The 21040-nt window shown below is 60.8% G+C and carries 19 protein-coding genes; 11 read left to right on the top strand and 8 right to left on the bottom strand.

Translation table 11 applies throughout. The annotated features are described in order from the left end of the window. Window positions 1-353: 353 nt before the first annotated feature. From FJ398_13550 to rfaD, 3 genes are all read right to left on the bottom strand, one after another. Window positions 354-3548 (bottom strand): methyltransferase domain-containing protein, encoded by a 3195-nt coding sequence (locus FJ398_13550; protein ID MBM3838964.1) that lies wholly within the window; start codon window positions 3546-3548, stop codon window positions 354-356. 192 nt (window positions 3549-3740) lie between these two features. After that, a complete protein-coding gene (locus FJ398_13545) occupies window positions 3741-4115 on the bottom strand; it encodes a hypothetical protein (protein ID MBM3838963.1) in 375 nt (124 codons plus the stop codon). 81 nt (window positions 4116-4196) lie between these two features. Then, window positions 4197-5129, bottom strand: a complete 933-nt coding sequence (gene rfaD / locus FJ398_13540; GenBank protein MBM3838962.1) for an ADP-glyceromanno-heptose 6-epimerase — start codon at window positions 5127-5129, stop codon at window positions 4197-4199. Window positions 5130-6585: 1456 nt separating this feature from the next. On the opposite strand from rfaD, the gene FJ398_13535 reads away from it, so the two are divergent. The 5 genes from FJ398_13535 to FJ398_13515 all read left to right on the top strand — a co-directional run bounded on the left by FJ398_13535 (window position 6586) and on the right by FJ398_13515 (window position 11483). After that, window positions 6586-7482 (top strand): TIGR01777 family protein, encoded by an 897-nt coding sequence (locus tag FJ398_13535; GenBank protein MBM3838961.1) that lies wholly within the window; start codon window positions 6586-6588, stop codon window positions 7480-7482. A gap of 218 nt (window positions 7483-7700) precedes the next feature. After that, window positions 7701-8141 carry a hypothetical protein gene (locus FJ398_13530; GenBank protein ID MBM3838960.1) on the top strand — a complete coding sequence of 147 codons (441 nt, stop codon included), beginning with the start codon at window positions 7701-7703 and terminating at the stop codon, window positions 8139-8141. Window positions 8142-8175: 34 nt separating this feature from the next. Then, on the top strand, window positions 8176-8706 hold the full coding sequence (gene lepB / locus FJ398_13525; protein ID MBM3838959.1) for a signal peptidase I: 531 nt from the start codon (window positions 8176-8178) through the stop codon (window positions 8704-8706). Continuing rightward, window positions 8678-9607 carry an efflux RND transporter periplasmic adaptor subunit gene (locus tag FJ398_13520; GenBank protein ID MBM3838958.1) on the top strand — a complete coding sequence of 310 codons (930 nt, stop codon included), beginning with the start codon at window positions 8678-8680 and terminating at the stop codon, window positions 9605-9607. The genes lepB and FJ398_13520 overlap by 29 nt, the downstream gene beginning before the upstream one ends. A gap of 7 nt (window positions 9608-9614) precedes the next feature. Then, entirely contained in the window at window positions 9615-11483 is a 1869-nt protein-coding gene (locus FJ398_13515) for an HlyD family efflux transporter periplasmic adaptor subunit (protein MBM3838957.1), read from the top strand. Here FJ398_13515 and FJ398_13510 read toward each other — a convergent pair. Continuing rightward, window positions 11461-11982, bottom strand: a complete 522-nt coding sequence (locus FJ398_13510; protein MBM3838956.1) for a hypothetical protein — start codon at window positions 11980-11982, stop codon at window positions 11461-11463. The genes FJ398_13515 and FJ398_13510 overlap by 23 nt on opposite strands. 19 nt (window positions 11983-12001) lie before the next feature. Between FJ398_13510 and FJ398_13505 the strand changes: the two genes are divergently transcribed. From FJ398_13505 to FJ398_13495, 3 genes are all read left to right on the top strand, one after another. Next, window positions 12002-13381, top strand: a complete 1380-nt coding sequence (locus tag FJ398_13505; GenBank protein MBM3838955.1) for a hypothetical protein — start codon at window positions 12002-12004, stop codon at window positions 13379-13381. After that, on the top strand, window positions 13378-15372 hold the full coding sequence (locus tag FJ398_13500; GenBank protein MBM3838954.1) for a prepilin peptidase: 1995 nt from the start codon (window positions 13378-13380) through the stop codon (window positions 15370-15372). The genes FJ398_13505 and FJ398_13500 overlap by 4 nt, the downstream gene beginning before the upstream one ends. Before the next feature lie 73 nt (window positions 15373-15445). Next, window positions 15446-16663 carry a DUF1080 domain-containing protein gene (locus FJ398_13495; GenBank protein MBM3838953.1) on the top strand — a complete coding sequence of 406 codons (1218 nt, stop codon included), beginning with the start codon at window positions 15446-15448 and terminating at the stop codon, window positions 16661-16663. Window positions 16664-16806: 143 nt separating this feature from the next. On the opposite strand, the gene FJ398_13490 is transcribed toward FJ398_13495, so the two are convergent. Then, window positions 16807-17340 carry a hypothetical protein gene (locus FJ398_13490; GenBank protein MBM3838952.1) on the bottom strand — a complete coding sequence of 178 codons (534 nt, stop codon included), beginning with the start codon at window positions 17338-17340 and terminating at the stop codon, window positions 16807-16809. A 16-nt stretch (window positions 17341-17356) separates the two neighbouring features. On the opposite strand from FJ398_13490, the gene FJ398_13485 reads away from it, so the two are divergent. After that, on the top strand, window positions 17357-17800 hold the full coding sequence (locus tag FJ398_13485; GenBank protein MBM3838951.1) for a hypothetical protein: 444 nt from the start codon (window positions 17357-17359) through the stop codon (window positions 17798-17800). On the opposite strand, the gene FJ398_13480 is transcribed toward FJ398_13485, so the two are convergent. From FJ398_13480 to FJ398_13470, 3 genes are read right to left on the bottom strand one after another with little or no spacing between them, the layout of a single operon-like run. After that, window positions 17778-18368, bottom strand: a complete 591-nt coding sequence (locus FJ398_13480) for a nucleotidyltransferase family protein (GenBank protein ID MBM3838950.1) — start codon at window positions 18366-18368, stop codon at window positions 17778-17780. The genes FJ398_13485 and FJ398_13480 overlap by 23 nt on opposite strands. A 52-nt stretch (window positions 18369-18420) precedes the next feature. Then, window positions 18421-19350, bottom strand: a complete 930-nt coding sequence (locus FJ398_13475; protein ID MBM3838949.1) for an XdhC family protein — start codon at window positions 19348-19350, stop codon at window positions 18421-18423. Window positions 19351-19406: 56 nt separating this feature from the next. Next, the gene (locus FJ398_13470; GenBank protein ID MBM3838948.1) at window positions 19407-20195 is read right to left on the bottom strand and encodes a hypothetical protein; all 789 of its coding nucleotides are present in this window, start codon (window positions 20193-20195) and stop codon (window positions 19407-19409) included. A gap of 152 nt (window positions 20196-20347) precedes the next feature. Here FJ398_13470 and FJ398_13465 point away from each other — a divergent pair, with 152 nt between their 5' ends. Beyond that, entirely contained in the window at window positions 20348-20542 is a 195-nt protein-coding gene (locus FJ398_13465; GenBank protein MBM3838947.1) for a CPXCG motif-containing cysteine-rich protein, read from the top strand. A 29-nt stretch (window positions 20543-20571) separates the two neighbouring features. Beyond that, complete coding sequence (locus tag FJ398_13460) at window positions 20572-20859, top strand: hypothetical protein (GenBank protein MBM3838946.1); 288 nt, start codon at window positions 20572-20574, stop codon at window positions 20857-20859. Window positions 20860-21040: the final 181 nt, after the last annotated feature.

The following is a 21040-nucleotide window of genomic DNA, read 5'->3' as shown; positions in this document are numbered from 1 at the left end:
CCGAAGGGCGGCAGTTCTTTTTCGCCAGACTTCGTTGCTTGCTCCTTACAGATCCACTTCGGGATATGCTCGTCGCTCGCGCCTCGTCTGGCCGAAAAATCCCTTGCCGCGAACGTGAGCGTATTTATGAAATGGACCACTTAGTTTGATCCCCGTTGCCTGAGGGCCAGGTAGAGAAGTCCGGGGAGAGCCGGGGCGGACGATTCTGCCTGCGGTGACGCGATTCGCAAGCGCCTCTCCGAATTCGATGTTTCGCTGCCAGGTGGTCGGTTGTGCATCCATGCTGTAAGGACGAAGCAATTTCGAGAAGAGGACACCCCGACCGGCGAAAGGTTGCAGAAACCTTTTGCGTTCTATCGCATCGCTGCTGAATACGCTTCGGCCTTCCGGCAAACCATGTCGAGCAGCGGATAAGTGCCGGTGTAACGATTCTGCTTCGCCTCCTGACAAAGCAGCCAGGCTTCGTGGAATTTTCCGATGCGCCAAAGGTTTTCGACCATGCGAGCCAGCACGATGCGCGGCGCTTGGGGATCAATTGAAAAACCGACCGGGCCCCATTTCGCCGTGTCCGGATCAAAGGCGATTTCGCTGAGCCGCGCGAACGTGGCATCGTCCCCGGCGTCCCAGGCCAGTTCGGCGAGGTGCAACTTGTACACGCGCTGGTTGGCCGGGTTTGTCTCGATGAGGCGTTCGAGCAAGGCCTTCAATTCTTCGCTTGGCGGCAAATGAAAGACGCTGCGATGAGCCCGGTAGGTTTGCATCAGGTAGGACGCGTACATCCGCAGCGGCTCCGGATCGTTTTCGGCCTCGGCCCGGCGGAGCAATCGATCCCGCATGGGAGCGACGCGCAGGGCTTCCAGTTCCGCCGTGAGGACCGCTTCGGAAGCTTGAGCCATCATCTCCATCGGGAGCGTGGCGTCCGGCATCTCGCGTTGCCAGCGCACGAGGAGGGAGCGGAACAGGTCCGGCTCAGGCAGGCGATACTCCATGTAAAACCGGCCCAGTGCCTTGTAGTCCGATTCCGTCAACGGATGCGTGCGGAGGTATTGTCCCAGGAGCGTGCTCGGCCGCGTCCAAAACGTCTCGTCGAATTGGCGCCAGCTTAAGGTCGAGCGGCCGACGAAAAAGGCCTTCTGCGCCGAATATTCCAGCGTCGGGAAAAAATCGCTGTGCAAGGAGACTTCCGCCGGCGGCACAAACACGCCGTTGGACGCAGAGACAATTTCGCGCGCCAGCAGAACCGGAAGGCGCGTGATCTGGATGCGCTCCAAATCCGATCGGACCGCCGGGTGATAAAACTGGCGCTCGAACGCCTCCACGTCGATCTGGTGCGGCTGAGTCGAACCCACCAGCACCAGATCGCTCACCGCCGGATGCCAGATGCTGAAGTGCGGAAAAACCGACCCGAACGTGGCCAGCACCGTGTTCAACGCCTCATCGTTGGTTTCGTAGATCTGGACCCATTGCGCCATGAAGCCATCCGGTTTCAGGCGGTCGCGGCAACTCTCGTAATATTCGCGGCTGAAGACGCCGGCGACCCCGGCCATCCACGGATTGGACGGTTCGCTCACGATCAAGTCGTATCGCTCGTCCGCGATCTTGAGAAACGATTTGGCGTCTTCAATGACGAACCGGACACGCGGATTGTTGTGCAGGTCGTCGTTATAATTGCGGAATTGCCGCGCGGCTTCCACCACGTCGGACGAAATCTCGACCAGGTCGAGATGTTGCACGCCGGGATGCCGCGCGATGGCGCTGGCGGTCATCCCGCTGCCCAGGCCGATGACCAGGACATTGGTCGAGTGCGGACGCAACAGCATGGGAATATGGCCGGATAAAAGCTGCGTGGTCATGTCCAGGCTCGTGCCGGCATCCGCCTTGCCGTTGACCTTCAAACCGATTTGTTCCTTCCCGTTTTCTCCCCGGGTGATGACCGTGACGGTTGAACCCGCGCCGTCCCGGTGAAAGGTCAGCGTCTCGTTTTTGACCATCCTCCGGAACGTGGCCAGGTCCGGGGGCGTCTGGCGGTTGCGCCACAGGCCCAAAGAAAAAGTTTGCTGCCAGGTTTGGTCAAACATCAGCCCTGCGAACCATACAAAGCCCGCGCCAAGCAGCGGCGCGAGCAAAGCGCGGCCCACGGTGAGTTGGCCTCGCGCCAGCATCGCCGCGCCGATCAGCGCATTCACCGCGATCCCCACCGCCAGCGTGCGCGCGAGTCCCGCCGCGGGCATCAGCCACAACCCCGTGACGACGGCGCCCAACACCGTGCCGAGCGTGTTCACTGCAAAAACCTTTCCTACCGAGCGCCCGGTGCGCGCCAGTTCCGCGGTGGCGATACGGCTGGCCAGGGGGAGCGTCATGCCCAGACACACCGTCGGAATGAACATCACGCTGAAACAGATCAGCGCCTGCAAGCCGTGGTAGATCAGATACGTGGACTCGTCGCGAACCACCACGCTGGCCAGCTTCATGAACCAGTAAGGCAGGTATTCGTAGAAAAACATCGAGACGAACAGCGTTCCGGCCAGAGCGATCTCGGCCCAGGCGAATGCCTCAAACGTCCGCCGGAGATTTTTCCAGGCATAAACAATCCAGGCCCCGGCCGCGATGCCCGTGATGAACGTCACGAGCATCAAAGAAAACGCGTGCGTGCTCGATCCCAGCGCCAGCGCCAGCAGCCGCGTCCAGGCGACCTCATACAGCATGGCCACGAACCCGGAAAAACCGATGGCCGCAATCGCCACCCGCAACTCGGCATCGGAGAATGTCTCTTCAGCCTGGCTCGCGCGGTCTCTTCCCGGCAACGGGAGAGGAACGGCAGCTTCACGGGTCTGCTCCTCTTCACGATTCCCTGCCGACTCATTCCTCGCGGCGAGGGGACGAACAAAAACGGCCGCCTCAGAAGCGGACCCTTCGCGGATTTTGCGGCTCACAAACAGCGCCACCAAACCGACCGCGAGATTCATCGCTGCGCCCGCGTACACCGTCATTTCCAATCCAATCGCGGGGATCCACCAGAAGTCCGTGACCAGGCAACCCAGGACCGCTCCGCCGCTGTTGATGCAATAGAGCGCCGCGACCTTTTCCCGCAGTTCCGAGAGCGCGCGAGTGACAAATTTGGTCAACACCGGGAAGGTCGCCCCCATGAGGAACGTCGGCAGGAGAATCGTCAAAAAACTGAAGGCGAATTTCAGCGCGAGCAGGCCATCCGAACCCGGATGCCATTTTCGGGCCAGAGCGATGAAGCTGTCGTGGCAGAACGTGTAGTAAGCCGGGAAGAGCAGCGCGTAAACTCCAATCCCGATTTCCAGCCAGCCGTAAAGCGCCAGCGGCTTTTCAGACCGGTCGGCGCGAATCCCGAACCAGGCGTTCCCCAGCGCCAGCCCACCCATGAAGGCCACCAGCACGGCGACGACGGCATAGCTCGTGTGGCCGAGGAACAACGCCAGGTACCGCGCCCAGACGGTTTGGTAAACCAATCCGGCCATCCCCGAAACCAAGAAACAAAACGCCACCACCGCGAAGACCCGTCGGGCGGAGAATATCATGGACGCGGATGGTAGCGATGCGGCTTTTGACGGCAAACTCTTTTGCGGAGAGGTCCAGTTCGTGCGTCAGCGCGTTCGCGTTGATGAATCGGAGCCCGCAGGGTTTGAGATGAGCGTGATAGAACGTGGTCTTGCCCGCGCCATTTGGACCCGCCAGAGCGACGATCAACGGGCGCAGGTCGAGCGGCGAACTCATTTCCTCCTCTTGACTGCTTGAAACTTGCGGTTGACGAAGCGGCCCACGGTGCGTTTGCCGTCGGCAGTGATGCGGATGAGCAACCCCGGTGTGTCGGTCGGCTCGTAGTGGGGGTAGGGCTGAGTCTGGAGATGTTCGGCGACGCGGCGGCGTCCCTCAGTCGAATCTGCGGAATCCAGGCAAGCGGACAAGGGCTGCGTGGCCCCTGCACGGCACAACGCCATCGCGTGGATTCCTTGCAGGAGAGGCTCGATCGCGCGGCCCAATTTGGCCCAAAACTCGATCTGGCCCGCGATAGAACGTTCGGCCACTTCGCCCGTGAGCCGGGCGTCCAAAACCAAGTTATCAGAGAGCTTCACCGGTTGACTCATGGCCGGACGGTAGCAAAAGGCTACCCAATGGTCAATCTTGGCTCGCCGCCTGGGCTGTGGCTGCTTCCAGATTGAACTGCGTCAGCGACTCTTCCGCCCTTCCAGAATCGCCACATAATCCGCAATCCCCGCCGCGGGCGGAAATTCCGGATTGTATTTCAGTTCGCTCCTGGCCAGGGCGATGTCCGCTTCCGTGTGCGGCTGGTAAAAGCTGTAGGGATTCTCGAAATAGTCCGTCTCCAGCTTCGTGCCCAGATTCTTGTTCAGTTCGGCAATGACCTCGTTGAACGAAAACGCCTGCCCCGTTCCGCAATTGTAAACGGCGCTGCGCGGGGCGTTCAACGCGCCGATCGTCATCCGCACGACGTCTTTGACGTACACGAAGTCGCGCTTTTGTTCGCCCGCCCGAAAAACTCGGGGCCGTTTGCCCAACTTCATTTGCAGGTAAAGCTGATAAATCATGCTCGCCGCCGCTTTCTTGTGCCCTTCGCGCGGCCCATAGACATTGAAGTAGCGAACGCCGACGATTTTCCACGACGCCTGTTTGCGCGCGTAAATCCGCGCCAGGTTGTCCAACTGAACCTTGGAAAACGCATAGACGTTCGCCGGCGCCGGCGGCTGGTCTTCCTTCATCCGCGTGGAACCGATCCCGTAGGTCGCGGCGGACGAGGCATAGACGACGGTCGTGTGGGTCGGCGCGGCAAACTCCAGCAATCGGCGGAACCCTTCCACATTGTCGCGGACTTGGGCGAGTTGCTCGTGAACTGTGGTGTCGGTGATGGACGCCTCGTGGAAAATCGCGTCGAAAACCTGATCCTTGAACTGGGCGTGCCAGTCCAGACGCGAAACGTCCGCGGCGACGAAATCGCCGCGATACCCTTGAAGATTCGCAAAGTTGCCCGAACGAAAATCGTCCACCACCACCAACTGCGCGTCTGGGAACTTCTCCTGCAAAGCGAGCGTGAGATTGGACCCGATGAACCCGGCGCCGCCGGTGATCAGAATGTTACGCACGCCGGTGAGCCTAGGATTTTTCGGCCTTGCGTCACGAAAATTCTGTGCGGGAGCGCACGCGCATAGCGCCGGTTTCCCAACCGGCTGCGTGAATCACCGCTTTGCCGTCACAATCCAATTTGAACAGGAGCCAACGGAGACAACAGAGGCCAAAGACCGAAGGATGGCCCCACGTCTCGTTCTCGGAAGGACCAGATTCTTGAACCGCGGATGACGCGGATGGGCGCGGATTCAGTGGGAGGCGGATTGGGCATCTGATTCGTATCCGCGCAATCCGTGTAATCCGCGGTTTTTCCCAAAGCGATGCCAGGCCGCGAAGCCGGCGCAAGATTTCCACAAAAGGCCACGAAGCCAACGAAGTCTTCGATCTCCTCGTTGCCTTTTGTTGGGGAGCGCACGGCCCTTGAACCCATCGCCGGTAGGGCGGTGCTGCTGCGCCGCCGCATCGACATACTGCTTGGTCCGCGGGATGGACGACAAAGCTTGTAGCGCAGAGTTGCACTCTGCCGTATCGCAGAATTGCATTCTGCGGGGCGTCTCCCAGTCCGAGCACGCTGGGACTTGCCGGCGCCCTGCCGATTGGAAATCGGCGATACCGCAGATTGAAAATCTGCGCTAGGGTTCTCCGGTCGATCTGTCGTCAATCCCACGATCTGCACAGTAAGACCGGCTGCGCGGCAACGCAGCCCTGCCAGGTTCACGGAAAGGGAGAGCCACTGAAAACAGGAAGGAAACCCTCTTTGATGAGTTCTGAAACCCGTTCCAAGGTTTCACCGCCGCAGTCCTTTTGGGCCAGGAGGACCCGGAATAGCCCCATAGCTCCCGCAGCAGTTCTTCAAGGCCTCGATCTCTCGCTGCTTTTGCCGAACTTTCTCCGCGTAGTAACTGGCCAGCAAATTCTTGTAGTCCTCCGGCCATCGCCCGTAACTAACATGCCTGACGAGAGAGCGCCCAGCGCGATCAGTCTGGATAGTTGTTTTTTCATGTCCTTCCTTCTTGTTGATTGTTCTTCGTTTCTTCCTTGCCTCGATCCTCCGAGGCATTCGTTACGGCTGGCATTCTCACGCTCTCGCGCGCGCCTCGCGCCTTCGCAACGAACCCCTGAACTGATTTCTTAATTTAACCGCGGATTTCGCGGATTTCGCGGATGGAAAAGCGATCTTATCCGCGTGATCCGTGTAATCCGTGGTTGAATCAGGTTCATGGGGAGGAGGGCCGTCTTCATGGGGTTTCCCCTCTCCTCGATCCTCTCCCCACTCCTTCCTCGCGGGCGAGGAAGAAGATCCGAGTTTTCTGCGTCGCTCAATTCAACAGCAGTGCCCTCCTGGACTGAGTTCTGCCGACGTCCCCGACCGGCGAGGGCGCCGGTCGGGACACGCGGGGGCGCGTGTGCTCCCCAGACCATCGCAAAGATTGTTCGCCCCTTCCCCAGTGCGAGCAGTAACGTTCCCTGACAATGAAAATCTTGATCGCCGGCTCCAGCGGGTTGATCGGCTCGGCTCTGGCCGCCACTCTTTCGCAGCAAGGCCATCAAGTCACACGACTTGTGCGCGAGGCAGTTCCTTGCGGCTCGGCCGATCTTCGCTGGGATCCGGACAGCGGCGCGCCAGACGCCAAGCTGGAGGGCTTCGAGGCCGTTGTGCATCTGGGCGGACGAAATATCGCGTCGGGACGATGGACGGAAGCCGTGAAGGTCAGCATTCGCGAGAGTCGCGTGCGTTCAACCCAATTGCTCTCGTGCGCTCTGCAAGAAATCCGAAATCCGCCCCGGGTTTTCATCTCGGCCTCCGGCATCAGCATTTATGGGAACCGCGGCGCAGAAATCCTCACCGAGGACAGTTCGCCCGGCACCGGCTTTCTGGCGGACGTAGTTCGGGAATGGGAAGCCGCCACGCGGCCGGCGGCAGAACGGGGCCTTCGCGTGGCCAATTTGCGCTTTGGCCTTGTGCTCAGCGCGCACGGCGGGGCGCTGGCCAAGATGCTCTTGCCTTTCAAGCTCGGCCTCGGCGGCGTGGTCGGGAGCGGCGAGCAATACTGGAGTTGGATCACTCTGGAGGACGCGGTGCGCGCGATTCAGCATACGCTCGTGACGGAGGCATTGTCCGGTCCGCTGAACCTCGTTTCGCCAAATCCGGTGACCAATCGCGAATTCACCCGCGCGCTGGGTGCGGCGCTTCGGCGTCCGACAATTCTTCCTGTGCCCGCTTTCGTCGCACGGATCGCCCTGGGAGAGATGGCCGACGAGGCCTTGCTTGCGAGCACGCGCGCGCTGCCCGCCATGCTCGCGGCGTCCGGTTTCAAGTTTTTGCACAGCGATCTGGCCGAAGCCCTGCGTTCTCTCTTGCAAAAATAACCTCCCTTTCCGACAAGAGTCGTGGCCGACAAAGTTGTTCCATGCCATGACCCCGCCGAAGGACAGATCAGCAGCTCGTCCACGCTTCCCTTGAACCAGACGGTAGGGCGAGTCTGTCCCCAGCGAGCCGAGTCGGACGTGTTCCACGCGCGTCGAGCGGCTCGCCGGGACGGACTCGCCCTACCTTGTTCATGGGCCATAAACCGGCACAGCGAACATTGAATGATCACGAAGGTAGGGCTGCGCTGCCGCGCAGCCGGTTTTCAGTCCATTCCACAAGTTCGCGACCCCGGTTTGAAGATCGAATTGTTCGCTTCCGAACCAGCCATCCGATCGGCCTGGCCATCGACCGACAGAATCGCTTGTTCGTCGTCGAATCGCACACGCACCAACCCCGAGCCGACTACCCCGGTCCCAAGTTCGATCGCGTCAAGATCGTTTCGGACACGGACGGCGGCGGCAAAGCTGATTCGGTCTCGATCTTTGCCGAGAACCTCAAGTGGTCGATGAACCTGACGTTCTCCCCTGCGCCCGAGCTTTATCTCACCCATCGCAATGGCGTGGGCGTCCTCCACGATCGCAATCACGGCGTGAGCGAAGTCCGATCTGAGATCACAGGACTTTCGGGATTGCTCGCGTTTTTGTTATCATTGAAATGATGGGCCGGAAGCGCGAAAATTCCCGCGCGTAATCATGACCACTGAGGCAGCCCCACCGCCACCTGATCCGTGGCTCAAGCGGTTGGTGATCGGACGAAACCCGCGCTGGACTCTGGCGCGAGTGTTCGTCGTGGTGGTCATCGTGTTCGTCCTCTTCAAGTTTGTTTTCATCCCCATCAAAGTCGTGGGCATCAGCATGGAGCCGACCTACGTGGAGGGGAGGATTCGGCTCGTGAACAAGCTGGCTTACCGCCATTCCGAACCGCAACGCGGCGATATCGTGGCCGTGCAGCTGAAAAGCGAACGGGTGGTTCTTTTGAAGCGAATCATCGGGCTGCCCGGCGAACGCGTCGTCTTTGCGGATCGGAAGATTTATGTCAACGGCAAGGAACTGGATGAGCCCTACGTCAAATTGCCCGTGCATCATTCCTGGAGCAGCAACTACGCGTGGCTCATTCCCAAGAACATGTATCTGGTCATCGGCGACAACCGTTCGATGGCTTTCAAGGAGCACTTCCGATATCTGGCGGAGAAGGATGAAATCCTCGGACGAGTGGCGCACTAACCGCCATCGAACGCGCAATCGCCAGATTCCCGCTCTCGGCTCCACGACCTACCTCAACACGGCGGCCGAGAGCATCCCGCCGTTGTGCGTCCGCGAAGCGCTCGAAATGTATTGGCAGGACAAACTCCGCGGTATGAACGGCCGCGACTCCCATTACGCGAAGATGGAACACTGCCGCGATGCCGCCGCCCGGATGCTTCACCTGCTGGCCGTGTTTGCGGTTGCTGGCCGCGCCGCGGAAATCGCAGGGATTACGGAACCGTTCTTCGATGTGACCTTGAGCGCTTCGGTGAGCGGCACTATCGGGAGCCGGCTGGTTGAGGAAGGAGCGTTAGTCAAGAAGGGCCAGGTCTTGATTGAACTCGAGAAGAAACTGGAGGAGCTGGACGTCGTGCGGAGGACTCTGGCCAGGGAAATGGCCCAGACCGAATGGGAACGGCTCAAGGCTCTGGCCGAGAAAAACGCCATCTCCGTCAGCCGCGAGGAACTGGATAAGAAACGGACCGAATTCAACATCGCGAGCGTTGATCTCAATCTCGCCCAGGAACAGTTGCGCCGACGATCGCTCGTTTCGCCCATCGACGGCTACATAACGGAAATCCTGCTCGAAGCCGGCGAAGGCTGCGAACCGCGGCAGCCGATCGTGCGCGTGGTGGAGACCCGTCGCTGCTATTTCGTCACCAACCTGGATGGCAAGCTGGGCCATACGCTGGCCATCGGACAACAACTGCGCTTGAGCCTGGATGCCGGGAAGTCGCCGGTGGGAGTGGAAGGCACAGTGAGTTTCGTTTCACCAGTGATCGATCCCGCGAGCGGGTTGATGAAGGTGAAACTCGTCTTCGACAATGCAGACGGCAAGGTGCGTCCCGGCGCGGCGGGGCGGCTGCTGATGCCGGAGTGACCGGTTGATGTTGAGCAACTCCACACAACCTTCCTCCGGCCCGGACAAGCCCTTGGCCGAATTGGCGCGGTTGCGGCAGTTCGCGGGTCCGCCGGCCGAATTCTGGCAAGCGTACCTCGCCGCCATGGGCAGCCTGGCTGGAGCAAACCGAGGCCTCCTGATCGTTCGCGACGCCAAACAACCGGAGCGGCTCAAGAAATTGGGGGATTGGTCGAACAACGGCCACGCGGATCGCGTCACCCACACCTTCCTCCAAATCCTGCCGGAACTCACCGAAAACGCCTGCCGCAACCAGGTGTGGCAGCAAGCGCTGGATGAGGGGCGGTCCGCAACCTCGCGCAGCTTCGCCTTGGGCCTCAAGCTGCCGCTGCCGCCGAGTTCGGATGCTTGCGTGGCTGCGTTTTTGTTGCTGAATGTTTCCGAGGAACGAGCGGACGAAGCCTTGGTTCGGTTGCGCCTGGCAGCAGACGTTCCGCTGGCGTATCAAACGCAGCACGCCACGCGGCAAGCCCAGTTGCACGCAGAAAAGTTCGCTTCGGTTTTGGATCTCATCGCTTCGGTGAATGGCGAGCGGCGGTTTCTGGCGGCAGCCCTGGCGATGTGCAACGGAGTGGCGACGCGCTTTCATTGCGATCGCGTGAGCCTGGGCTGGTTGGTCAACGGCTATGTTCGCCTCAAAGCCATGAGCCGCACCGAACGCTTCGACAAGAACATGGCCGCCGTCAAATCGCTCGAGATGACCATGGAGGAGGCGCTGGACCAGAATGTGGAAGTCCTGTGGCCCGCGCCGGAAGGGTATCGGTTTGTGGCCAAAGATCACGGAACCTTCGCGCGCGATCAGGTTTCGGGGAACATCAGTTCGGTGCCGCTTCGACAGAACGACAAACCGATCGCGGTGCTGACTTGCGAACGGCAGAGCGCAGCTTTTACGGAGGCCGAGCTCGATCAATTGCGGCTGGTTTGCGATCAAGCGCTCCAACGCCTGGCGGATTTGGCGCGGCGCGATCGCTGGTTCGGCGCTCGGTGGAAGACTTTGACGGAAGAAACGCTGGCCAGAGTTTGGGGCCCGCAACATACCTGGGCCAAGCTTTTCGCAATCCTCGGTTTCTTGGCGTTGGTGGTCTGCTCCTTGCCGGTGTTTACCTACAAAGTGGAGGGGAACTTCATTTTGCGCAGCGAGGAAGTATCATTTCTGACCGCGCCTTTCAACGGTTACATCCGGAGTGTGGAAGTCCGGCCCGGTGATGCCGTGACCAATGGCGCGGTCTTGCTGAGGCTGAATACGGATGAGTTGATTCTGGAAGAGGCCGCCGCGATTTCCGATCAAGCGCGTTACCTGCGCGAGATGGAAAAGGCCCGCGCTGCCAACGCGCTCGCGGAAATGCGTATTTTCCAGGCCCAAAGCGATCAGGCCAAGGCGCGGTTGGAATTGATCCGGTACCGGCTGGAACAGGCTTCGATCAAAGCGGCATTCGCCGGAGTGATTGTCGAGGGGGATCTGCGGCAGCGAATCGGCGCTCCGGTCAAGCAAGGGGACGCACTCGTCAAGGTCGCGCGCACCGATGCGCTTTACGTGGAAGTTGAGGTCCACGAGCGGGACATTCACGAGATCCTTCAGAAAAGCGAAGCGCAAATCGCTTTCGTGGCGCAACCGAAACTCAAGTTCCCCGTTCGCGTCACGCGAATAGAGGAGGCGGCGTTTCCGAAGGACCAGGAGAATGTGTTCCTGGTGCGGTCCGCACTCACCGGACCGCCGGAGCTGTGGTGGCGTCCCGGCATGAGCGGCGTGTGCAAGCTTCCGGTGGAAAAGCGGACGTTATTCTGGATCGCCGCTCATCGCACCGTCGATTTCCTCAGAATGTTCTTCTGGTGGTGACATGCCAAGTCCGCCTGCCACCTTCAGCGAATCTTGGTACCGCGTCGCCAATCAGCGCGTTTGGCTCCGGACCAGCGTGCGCGTGCGCCGGCAGAATTTTCGCGGCCGGCGCTGGCACGTCTTGGAGAACCCGTTCAGCAACCAGTTCTTTCGGCTCCAGCCTGCCGCTTACGAATTCGTCGCCCGCCTTCGCCCGGATCGCACCGTGGAAGAAGTCTGGAAGGAATGTCTGGAAAAGTTTCCCGACGGCGCGCCGGGCCAGGAGGCGGTGATCCAACTGCTGGGTCAGCTCTATCGCGCGGGATTGCTCCAATACGAAGGCGCTGACGACGCGGCTCAACTTTTCAAGCGATTCGAGCAAACGCGTCAGCGCGCGCTGCGGGCCCGGTTCCTGAACGTCATGTTCATGCGGTTTCCACTGCTCGATCCGGACGCTTTCCTCCTTGAGCGCCGCCAGGACGGTCCCGATCCACAGCGCCGCGCCAACAGGGCTGATCAAGCGCCCGACCCACGGCAGCGTGCGAACGGTCGCGGTCGATCACTTTCCCGCGCTTCAGCAACAAAGCCAGAGCGTCCTGGCGCCCGGCAATCTCCTTCTGCTCTATGCCGGGATCGTGCTGCTGAAGACCCTGCACGAGTTTGGCCACGCCTATTTCTGCCGCCGCTTCGGCGGTGAAGTTCATGTGCTCGGTGTCATGCTGATGATTTTCACGCCGATTCCGTACATGGACGCGACTTCGAGTTGGGGCTTTCGCAGCCGTTGGCAGCGGATCTTAGTCGGCGCCGCGGGCATGATCGTGGAACTGTTCGTCGCGGCGCTGGCGACTTTCGTCTGGGCCAACACAGGCCAGGGCACGTTGCACAGTCTGGCCTACAACATGATGCTCGCCGCCTCGGTCTCGACGCTTGTCTTCAATCTGAATCCGCTGTTGCGCTTCGACGGTTACTACATGCTCTCGGACCTCCTGGAGATCCCCAACCTTCACCAGCGCGCGCTGCAGCAACTCAAACATGTCGTGGAACGGTATGGTTTCGGCGTGGAGCAAAGCGAGAGCCCGGCCCGGACTCGCGGCGAAGCCGGTTGGTTGGCCGCCTTCGGAGTCGCCAGCGGGATTTATCGCGTTTTCGTCTTCGGGGCGATCCTGTTGTTTGTCGCGGACCGTTATCTCCTGCTGGGCGTCTTGATGGCCGCGTTTTGTGTTGTCTCCTGGATCCTGGTGCCGATGGGCAAGCTATTGAGTTACCTGGCCAGCAGTCCCCGCCTGGCCCGCCACCGGCCTCGCGCCGTGCTGGCCACGCTTGGAGTTTTCGGATTCGTGCTGCTCCTGCTCAACTGGGTTCCGATGCCCAGCCATTTTCGCGCGCCCGGCGTTTTGCAGGCAGACCAGTCCGCGCTCATCGTACGCGCGCGCCACGACGGCGTGTGGGTCGCCCCCCAGATCGAAGACTCGGCCGGGCGATGGCTTGCCCGCGGCACAGAATTGGGGGTGGTGGTCAATGCTTCCTCGTTTGAGTTCCTCGCTCCCGTGTCGCAGACGGACGGCGAGGCGCTTTTTGGCCGTCGGTTGCTTGGCGCAGAGGTGCGCTTGTTCGGCCAGAGCGGAACGGAGATTCCGATTGATCGCTGGAAGGTCATTCCGGCGGAGCGCGAACGTCTGCCCTCCGCCGCGCTCGGCTGGGCTGGCGGAGGTGACGTGCCCGTTGCTCCGACCGACCCTCAAGGCCAGCGGGCGCTCGAGCCATTCTTCGAAGTGCGCGCGGATGTGAAGACTGGCGCCCCGCCGGCCCTGCTGCATGGCCGTTCCGGAAAGATTCGTTTCGATCTGGCGCCGGAGCCGCTCCTCCCACGCTGGATTCGGCGCGTTCGACAGCTTTTGCAGCAGCGTTATCAAGCATGAGAACGCCCAGCGAGGAATCTTTCCGCGTGTTCCATCGCAAGCCAGAGCGGTTGCTCAAAGGATTGGATGCGCAGGTCCACGGGTTGATCGGCCATTATTTCCGCCGGAGTCAGGTCGTGGAAAGCCTGCGCCGCGACGCCGGGCAAATTGAGGGGCAAGCCAAGGAAGTCAGCGCGTGGTCCGATCATGCGCTCCGTGAACGCCTGCGCGAGTTTCGTCAGGGCATCCGTCGCGGCGGAAGAAACGCCGCCGCGCTGGTCCTGCCCGCCCTGGCTGCGGTTCGCGGATCGGCGGATCGGCGGATCGGTTTGCGAGCTTTCCCCGTTCAGTTGATGGGAGCGCTGGCGTTGCATCGGGGCTTTCTCGCCGAAATGGCAACGGGCGAAGGCAAGACGCTGGTGGCCGGGCTGGCCGCGGTGCTGGCCGGTTGGAGCGAGCGGCCGTGTCACGTGATCACGGTCAACGATTACCTCGTCCAGCGAGATGCCGAGTGGCTGAGGCCACTTTACGAGTTTTGCGGTATCAAAGTCGGTTTTGTCACGGGGGCCATGCCGCCCGACGAACGAAGAAGTGGTTACGACTGCGACGTGACTTACTCGACCAGCAAAGAAGTGGTCGCGGATTTTCTGCGCGACGCGCTGCGCACCAGGGGTGCACGGCATCCTTCCTGCCGCTTGATTCGCAAAATGCTTTCCAGTCGCGCAGACACCGGGGAAGGCGTCGTCCTGCGCGGGTTGCACACCGCCATCGTCGATGAAGCGGACAGTGTGTTGATCGACGAGGCGGTCGTTCCGCTGATCATTGCCACACCAAGAAAAAACGAGGCGTTGCGCGAAGGGATTCAGATCGCGCAGCGCGTCGGCGAGATGCTCGAAGTCGGAACGGATTATCGCGTTAACGGCCGCTATCGCGAAATCGAGCTAACCGACGCCGGCCGCCGAAGAATCCAGAGCGCGTGCTCCGACCTGCCTGGATTTTGGCGCGGCGAGGAGCGGCGAACCGAGTTGATCAAGCAAGCCCTGAGTGCGCGCGAGTTTTACCGGAACGGCCAGCAATACGTCCTCTCCGAGGACCGCGTGCTGATCGTCGATGAATTCACCGGGCGGCCGATGCCGCAACGCACGTGGCGGCAAGGAATGCACCAGGCCGTTGAAGCCAAGGAGAAGCTTCCGTTATCTGATCCGTCTGAGACCGCGGCCCGGCTTAGCTTCCAGCAATACTTCCGCTTGTACCCGAGGCTGTCCGGGATGACAGGCACGGCTCGCGAGGCGGCTGGCGAATTGTGGCAAATCTATCGCCTGCCCGTCATCACGATCCCGGCGAATCGACCGTGCGTGCGCCGGGAGCTTCCAGACCGCGTGTTTGCAGCGCAGGAGGACAAGTGGCGGGCCATTGTCGAGGAAGTCTGTGCTGTGCACGGGACCGGGCGTCCGATCCTCATCGGCACCCGCAGCGTGGCCGCGAGCGAGCATCTGGCGGAACGCCTCGCTGCCAAAGGGGTGACCTTCCGTTTGCTGAATGCCGTGCGACATCAGGAGGAAGCGCAGATCATCGCCGGCGCCGGTGAACGCGGACGCATCACGATTGCGACGAACATGGCCGGGCGAGGCACGGACATCCGACTCGGCCACGGTGTCGCGGAACTCGGCGGCCTCCACGTCATCGCCACGGAACGGCACGAGTCCAGGCGTGTGGACCGCCAGCTTTTCGGGCGCGCGGCGCGGCAAGGGGATTTCGGAAGCGCTCAGGCCTTCGTGAGCGCAGATGACGAATTGCTGCGGCGCTTTCTCCCGCGATCCATCCAACGCTGGCTTCACAGACTTCTGGATCAACCGCCGCGGAAGCTTCCCCTTGCGGCGGGGACTGCCATTGCATGGGCACAACGCAGCAGCGAGCACGAAGCGTTTCGACGCCGGCGTGAAGTCCTCCGCATGGATGAATTGCTGGGAGAGACGCTGTCCTTTGCCGGATCGGACCTGGACCCGCCGTAACTCGCGCTAACGAACCATCAGAGCGAACTCAATCCAGGAAGCTGCCTTGGTTCCAGAACCGTGCACACAGCCCATGAACCGAAGACCGTGCGGACCGCAGCCTTTAGGCGCCTTTAGGCTGCTTCCGCGCGCTCCCCGCCGTCGGGCGTTACAATTGCTGGAATGCGCGCCGTTCATTTTGTTCGCCTGTTCCAGTCATTTGGTCTATGAAGAGCATGCTATGAGACCCCTCCGGACATTGCTGCTCGCGGTCGTGTTGCTCCTACCTCTCAGTTCGATTCTCAACACTCCAGCCGCGGGCACTGATTTCGCGCCGTTGTTCAATGGGAAGGACCTTTCGGGCTGGGTGAACGTGAACTGCGCGCCGAACACGTTCACGGTCCGCGACGGAATGATCGTCTCAACCGGCATTCCGACCGGCGTGCTGCGCACGGAACGACACTACGAAAATTTTGAGCTGGAACTGGAGTATCGCCACATGGTCAAGGGCGGCAACGCCGGCCTCTTCGTCTGGAGCGAACCGATCACCGCGCCGGGACAGCCTTTCACCAAGTCGATCGAAGTGCAGATTCTCGACGGCCGGAATGCGGAGACTTACACGAGCCACGGCGACGTCTTCGCCATTCACGGTGCGACCTTCAAACCGGATCGCCCGCATCCGCAGGGGTGGATGCGTTGCTTGCCCAGCGAACAGCGAGCCAAGCCGGCGGGCGAATGGAATCATTACCGCGTCGTCTGCAACAATGGCGACATCAAGCTCGCCGTGAACGGCAAGGTTGTTTCCGGCGGTTACGACACCAAGCCGCGCAAAGGCTACATCTGCCTGGAGGCCGAAGGCTCCGAGTGCCACTTCCGAAATATCCGGATCAGGGAATTGCCTTCAACCAATCCGCGCCCCGACGAAGTCGCGTCGCTCGACCAAGGTTTCAAGTCGCTTTACACCGGCATCGATCTGTCAGGTTGGAAACACCAGTCCGGTCACGCCGGCCATTGGAAATCGAAAGACTGGATTCTGGAGTACGACGGCAAAAGCGAGGCCAACGACAAGAACCTGTGGTCGGAGAAGGAATACAGTGATTTCACCATGATCTGCGATTGGCGGTTCACGGGCAAAGGCGTGAAGATGCTGCGGCCTGTCATTCTGCCCAACGGCGATTACGCGACGGACGAACAAGGCAAACCCAAAGAAGTCGAAGCCGCGGACGCCGGCGACAGCGGGATTTATCTTCGCGGCAGCAGCAAGAGCCAGGTCAACATCTGGTGCTGGCCCGCGGGTTCAGGTGAAGCGTGAAGATTTCGAGAGAGGCGGGCGGGCAGGCTGCCGCGCTCCTTTCGCAAGATCCTTGAATCAGCCGTGCGCCAAAAGCGATCTGACGAATCCCGACGTGACGTGACAAAAAGTTTGTCCCGCACGGGACAAACTTTTTGCGCTGTCTAATTGTCGAGCGGCTTCTCGACAAACTCAACCGGTTGCTGGCAGCACATGCATTCTCCCGGGATCGGCGTGCGGATTGCGCAAACCGTGCACCAATAGTACAGGTCATAGACTTTGCCGTCGTGGATGCTTCCCACAGGAATGGCGTCCAGAATCTGTGTGTTCGGGAGGATGCGTCCCTGCACGATGAGTTCCAGTTTGTGAAGCCGTGCATCGGAGAAAAACGCTTCCGATGTTCTCGTCCGCAGCAGCGTGTAGAACTTCCCGTCGTCCGTCTTGAAGCCGTAGAGGTGCTCGTGAGGCGCGGGCAGTTGCGCCTTGTAGAGCCGCTGCATTTCTTCGGCCAGACAGACAATGCGACCACGAAACCGAATCTCCTTTGATTGCGGAGCGCCGCTCTCTTTGACCGGCTCGCGCTCGGATGGTTTGTCCTGAGAACTCCAGCTTCGGGCACACGCCAACACGACCAGGCAAATGAACGTCGCACGGAAACGTGCCAACTGGAGCGGGCGGCTATGCGGCGCCATCCTCATAGTGCGTAACGATCATGTGAAAGGCCATCGATCACAACTGAAAAAGACTTCCAATCGCGAGTGGACGCAAATCCAATACGAATGTGCCGCACCAAGTCGCGCCCGCAGCAAGGCAGCTTCCCATGAACCCGTCTCCCGGACCGTGGCCTTTAGGCCGCTTCAACGCTCGACTCCGGGGAGTGCGCGAAAGCAGCCTGAAGGCTGCGGTCCGCACGGTCTCAGGTTCATGGGCCGTGTGCATGGTTCCGGTACCATGGAAGCTCCCATGAACCAGACGGTTAGGGCGAGCCTGTCCCCAGCGAGCCGATCCGGACGTGTTCCATGCACGTCGAGCGGCTCGCCGGGACGGACTCGCCCTACCGGGTTCATGGGCCGAGTGCATGGTTCCGAGACCAAGAGAACTTCCCATGAAGCGCCCCCCTCACCCTCTCCGGTAATTACGAGGGTGCAGGTGACGTGAACTGGTCCCCAGGCGCAAAGGCCGCGACAGCCCTCTCGTAATCGATCGGCAGGTCGAGATCGACACCCAGGCCCGGATCATCGATCCCACAAGAGGCGCGCTCCGGCGCGCGTGCGTCGAGGAAAGCCTTCAGGTTTGATTCACGCGCCGCGCCAAGTTGCGCGAATACTGCGGCGGGAAAAACCACGGGATGCCGCCGATGATTCTGCCAGCTCGGCTGGCAGATCTTTCCCGGGTTTGAGGCGGAAAACTCCAACACCATCCCCAAGGTCGTCTCCTGCAAATGCGGTTGATCGCCCAACGCCACGGCCCAATGGCTCAAGCCGCCGGGCCAGCCTTTCCACCGCGCGGCGCATTGGATTGAACTGAACATCCCTCGTAAAGGATCGGGATTTGGGATTCGACCGTTTTTCGGGAAACTCAGGCGGTCCAGTTCCGCGTGCAGAGCCACTTGGTTCTCAGCGCAAACCACGGCGATTTGTTCAGCATGGAGTTTCTGCCACTGGGAAATCAGGTGGCCGATGATGGAGGTTGCTCCCCAAGGCAAGAGAAGTTTTGGCCGGCCCATTCGTGAAGAGGCGCCCGCTCCTAGAATGACGACTCCGAAGCGCAAGGCGCGATCACTTCCCCGCCGCCAGGCCGAGCGCCGCCCGTTGTTGAATGTATTGCGCCAGGATGCTGACCGCGATTTCCGGGATGCTTTGCGCTTCGATATCGACGCCGACCGGGCACGCCACGCGAGCAAGCTGGTCCTCCGTGGCGATCCCTTGCTCCACGAATTCGGAAAAGATCAGGCGTTTTTTCCGGCTGCTGCCGATCATGCCCAAAAAGGCGAAAGGCCGGTGAACCCAGTTCTTCAAGACAAGCGCGTCGTGCTGGTGCCCGCGCGTGACGATCAGACCAAACGCGGGCCGTTTCGGCATCGGTTCCGCGAGAAGTTTGTCCCAGTAATCGACTCGGAAATGCGCGGCTTCCGGGAAGTATTGTGTGTTCGCCAGCGTCTTGCGATCGTCGAAAATCGTGACATCAAAATCCAGTTGCAACGCCAGAGGCGCGACGGCTTGAGCGACATGCCCGGAGCCGGCGATCCACAGCGCGCACGGCGGAGAGACGGTTTCCTGATAGAGCCAACCTTCGTCCGCGTTGTCGCCAACCCAGGAAATGGTAAAATCCTTCTTCACACCCCAGGTGAGCGATTCCCCGCACGTCGTCAACTTCCGCCAGATCTCTGACGCCGTTTGGGCGTGCGGAAGGATCAACCCGCTGACCTTGCCGCCGCAGATCAATCCATCGTCCCAGCCGAAGTCGTGATCCAGAACCAACTCAAAGGTAGATGGCGTCTGGGTGGCCAACGCCCGGCGCGCGCGATCCTGAATTTCAGCCTCCAGACAGCCGCCGCCCAAAGTCCCTTGGATGCGGCCGTCGGCGAAAAACAGCGCTTTCGCTCCTTTCTTCTGCGGGCTGGACCCTTTGATCCGCGAAATGATTCCCAGGGCAAACGGCTCGCCCTCCGCCAGTGCGCCGGGCAGAAAATCGTAAAATCGAGGCATAGGACGGCGAGAGTTTATCGGCGGCGAAACACCGGACAAGCCCAATCCCGCAGAGCCTACCGTCTATGCCGCAGCGCGGCCGCCACGGCTGGGGGAAATGCCTCGCCCACATCGCCCTCGATTCGCAGCGTGACTTCTGAATGATCATCATGCTCCGTCGGCCCGCGATTGATGATCACGTACGGTATCCCGCGGCGCGCCGCCATCAGCGGAATCGCCGAGGCGGGATAAACCGAAAGGCTTGATCCCAACGCGACCGCGAGGTCCGCTTCGACCGCAGCCCGTTCCGCGCGACGCAAATCTTCCGCCCGGAGGTCCTGGCCGAAACTGATCGTGGCCGGTTTGAGCAGCCCGCCGCACGCGCAGCGCGGCGGTTTCCGTGTTTCCTGGAAAGTGCGGAAATGCGGCTCAGGATCCGAAAGCTGATGGCAGGTCTGGCATTCCACCAGGCTGTTTGTTCCGTGTAGTTCGACGAGACGTTCGCGCGTAGTTCCGGCTTTGGAGTGAAGGCCATCGATGTTTTGCGTGACGAGCATCAGCAGTTTGCCGGCGCGTTCCAATTGGACGATGGCGTCGTGCGTCGCATTGGGCCGGGCTTCGCGAAACGCGGGCCAGCCTTCGAGTTTGTAATCCCAGTGCTCGATTCGCGCAGCCTCAGATCGCATGAAATCCTGGTAATAGACCGGCTGGCGGCGCTTCCAAACTCCGTCCGGTCCGCGGAAGTCCGGAATGCCGCTGCCTGTCGAAACTCCCGCTCCTGTGAAAATCAAAATGCGGTCGGCGGTGCGGAGGCGCCGGATCAATTCCTCGGCCTGCGACGTGTTCATGCGCGTATCTTCCCTCATCAAATCCCGGACGCAATCGACGATTTCGACTCAAGCCATATCAAATGTAGGGCAGGCATCCCGCCAGTCTGAAGACGTCAAGAGCAGGCAGGCTGGAAGCCTGCCCTACCTTGCGGTCCGAGGCCGGGCTTGATTGCTGTCTGGCGGTCGATATGGTCTCCATCCGTTTGGAACTCGCGGAATCCATCCAGTGTCCGTTCTGCGGTCAACGCTTCGAGTTGACTGTCGATACCAGCATTCCCTCCCAACGATTCACGACCGATTGCGAAGTCTGCTGCCGGCCTTTCGAGGTCGTTCTGGAATGTGAACCGGGAGCAATTCTGAGCTTGGATGTCAGCGCGGATTAACCGAAAGTCCGCTCCGTTTCTTTTCGCCTATGGCAACGACCGTTCTCTGGGTTTACATCGTCTTGCTGCTGGCCGGGGGCCTGATGGGCTTCCTCAAAGCCGGAAGCAAGATCTCGCTCATCACTTCCGGGGTGTTCGCGCTCGCCCTGAGCGGCGCCGCTTTGGGTTGGCTCGGCCCGGCCTACGTCGCAGACATTCTGCTCGCCTTGTTGCTCGCGGTTTTTGCCGCGCGCTACGCGAAAGGGAGAAAATTCATGCCCGCAGGCTTCATGGGCTGCGTGACGCTCATCGCGATCCTGCTTCGGCGTCTTTTCTGATCCGCGCCGCTTTAGCCAAGCCTAAGAGCGTGGCCGAAAATTCCGCGGGGCCCCTGTTTTCGCGCCAAAGGCCGGATGGCGAGGCGCGACGAAGGAGAATATCCTCCCTGGATCTTCGACTGAGGAGCAACGAAGCCAGGCGGCCTTTGGCGCGAAAACCCTCCGGGCGGCGGGTCTTTTG

It is taken from the genome of Verrucomicrobiota bacterium, assembly GCA_016871535.1.
Classification (GTDB): domain Bacteria; phylum Verrucomicrobiota; class Verrucomicrobiia; order Limisphaerales; family SIBE01; genus VHCZ01.
Note: the sequence above shows the minus strand (reverse complement) of the source record. Positions and strands in the feature narration are given on the sequence as shown.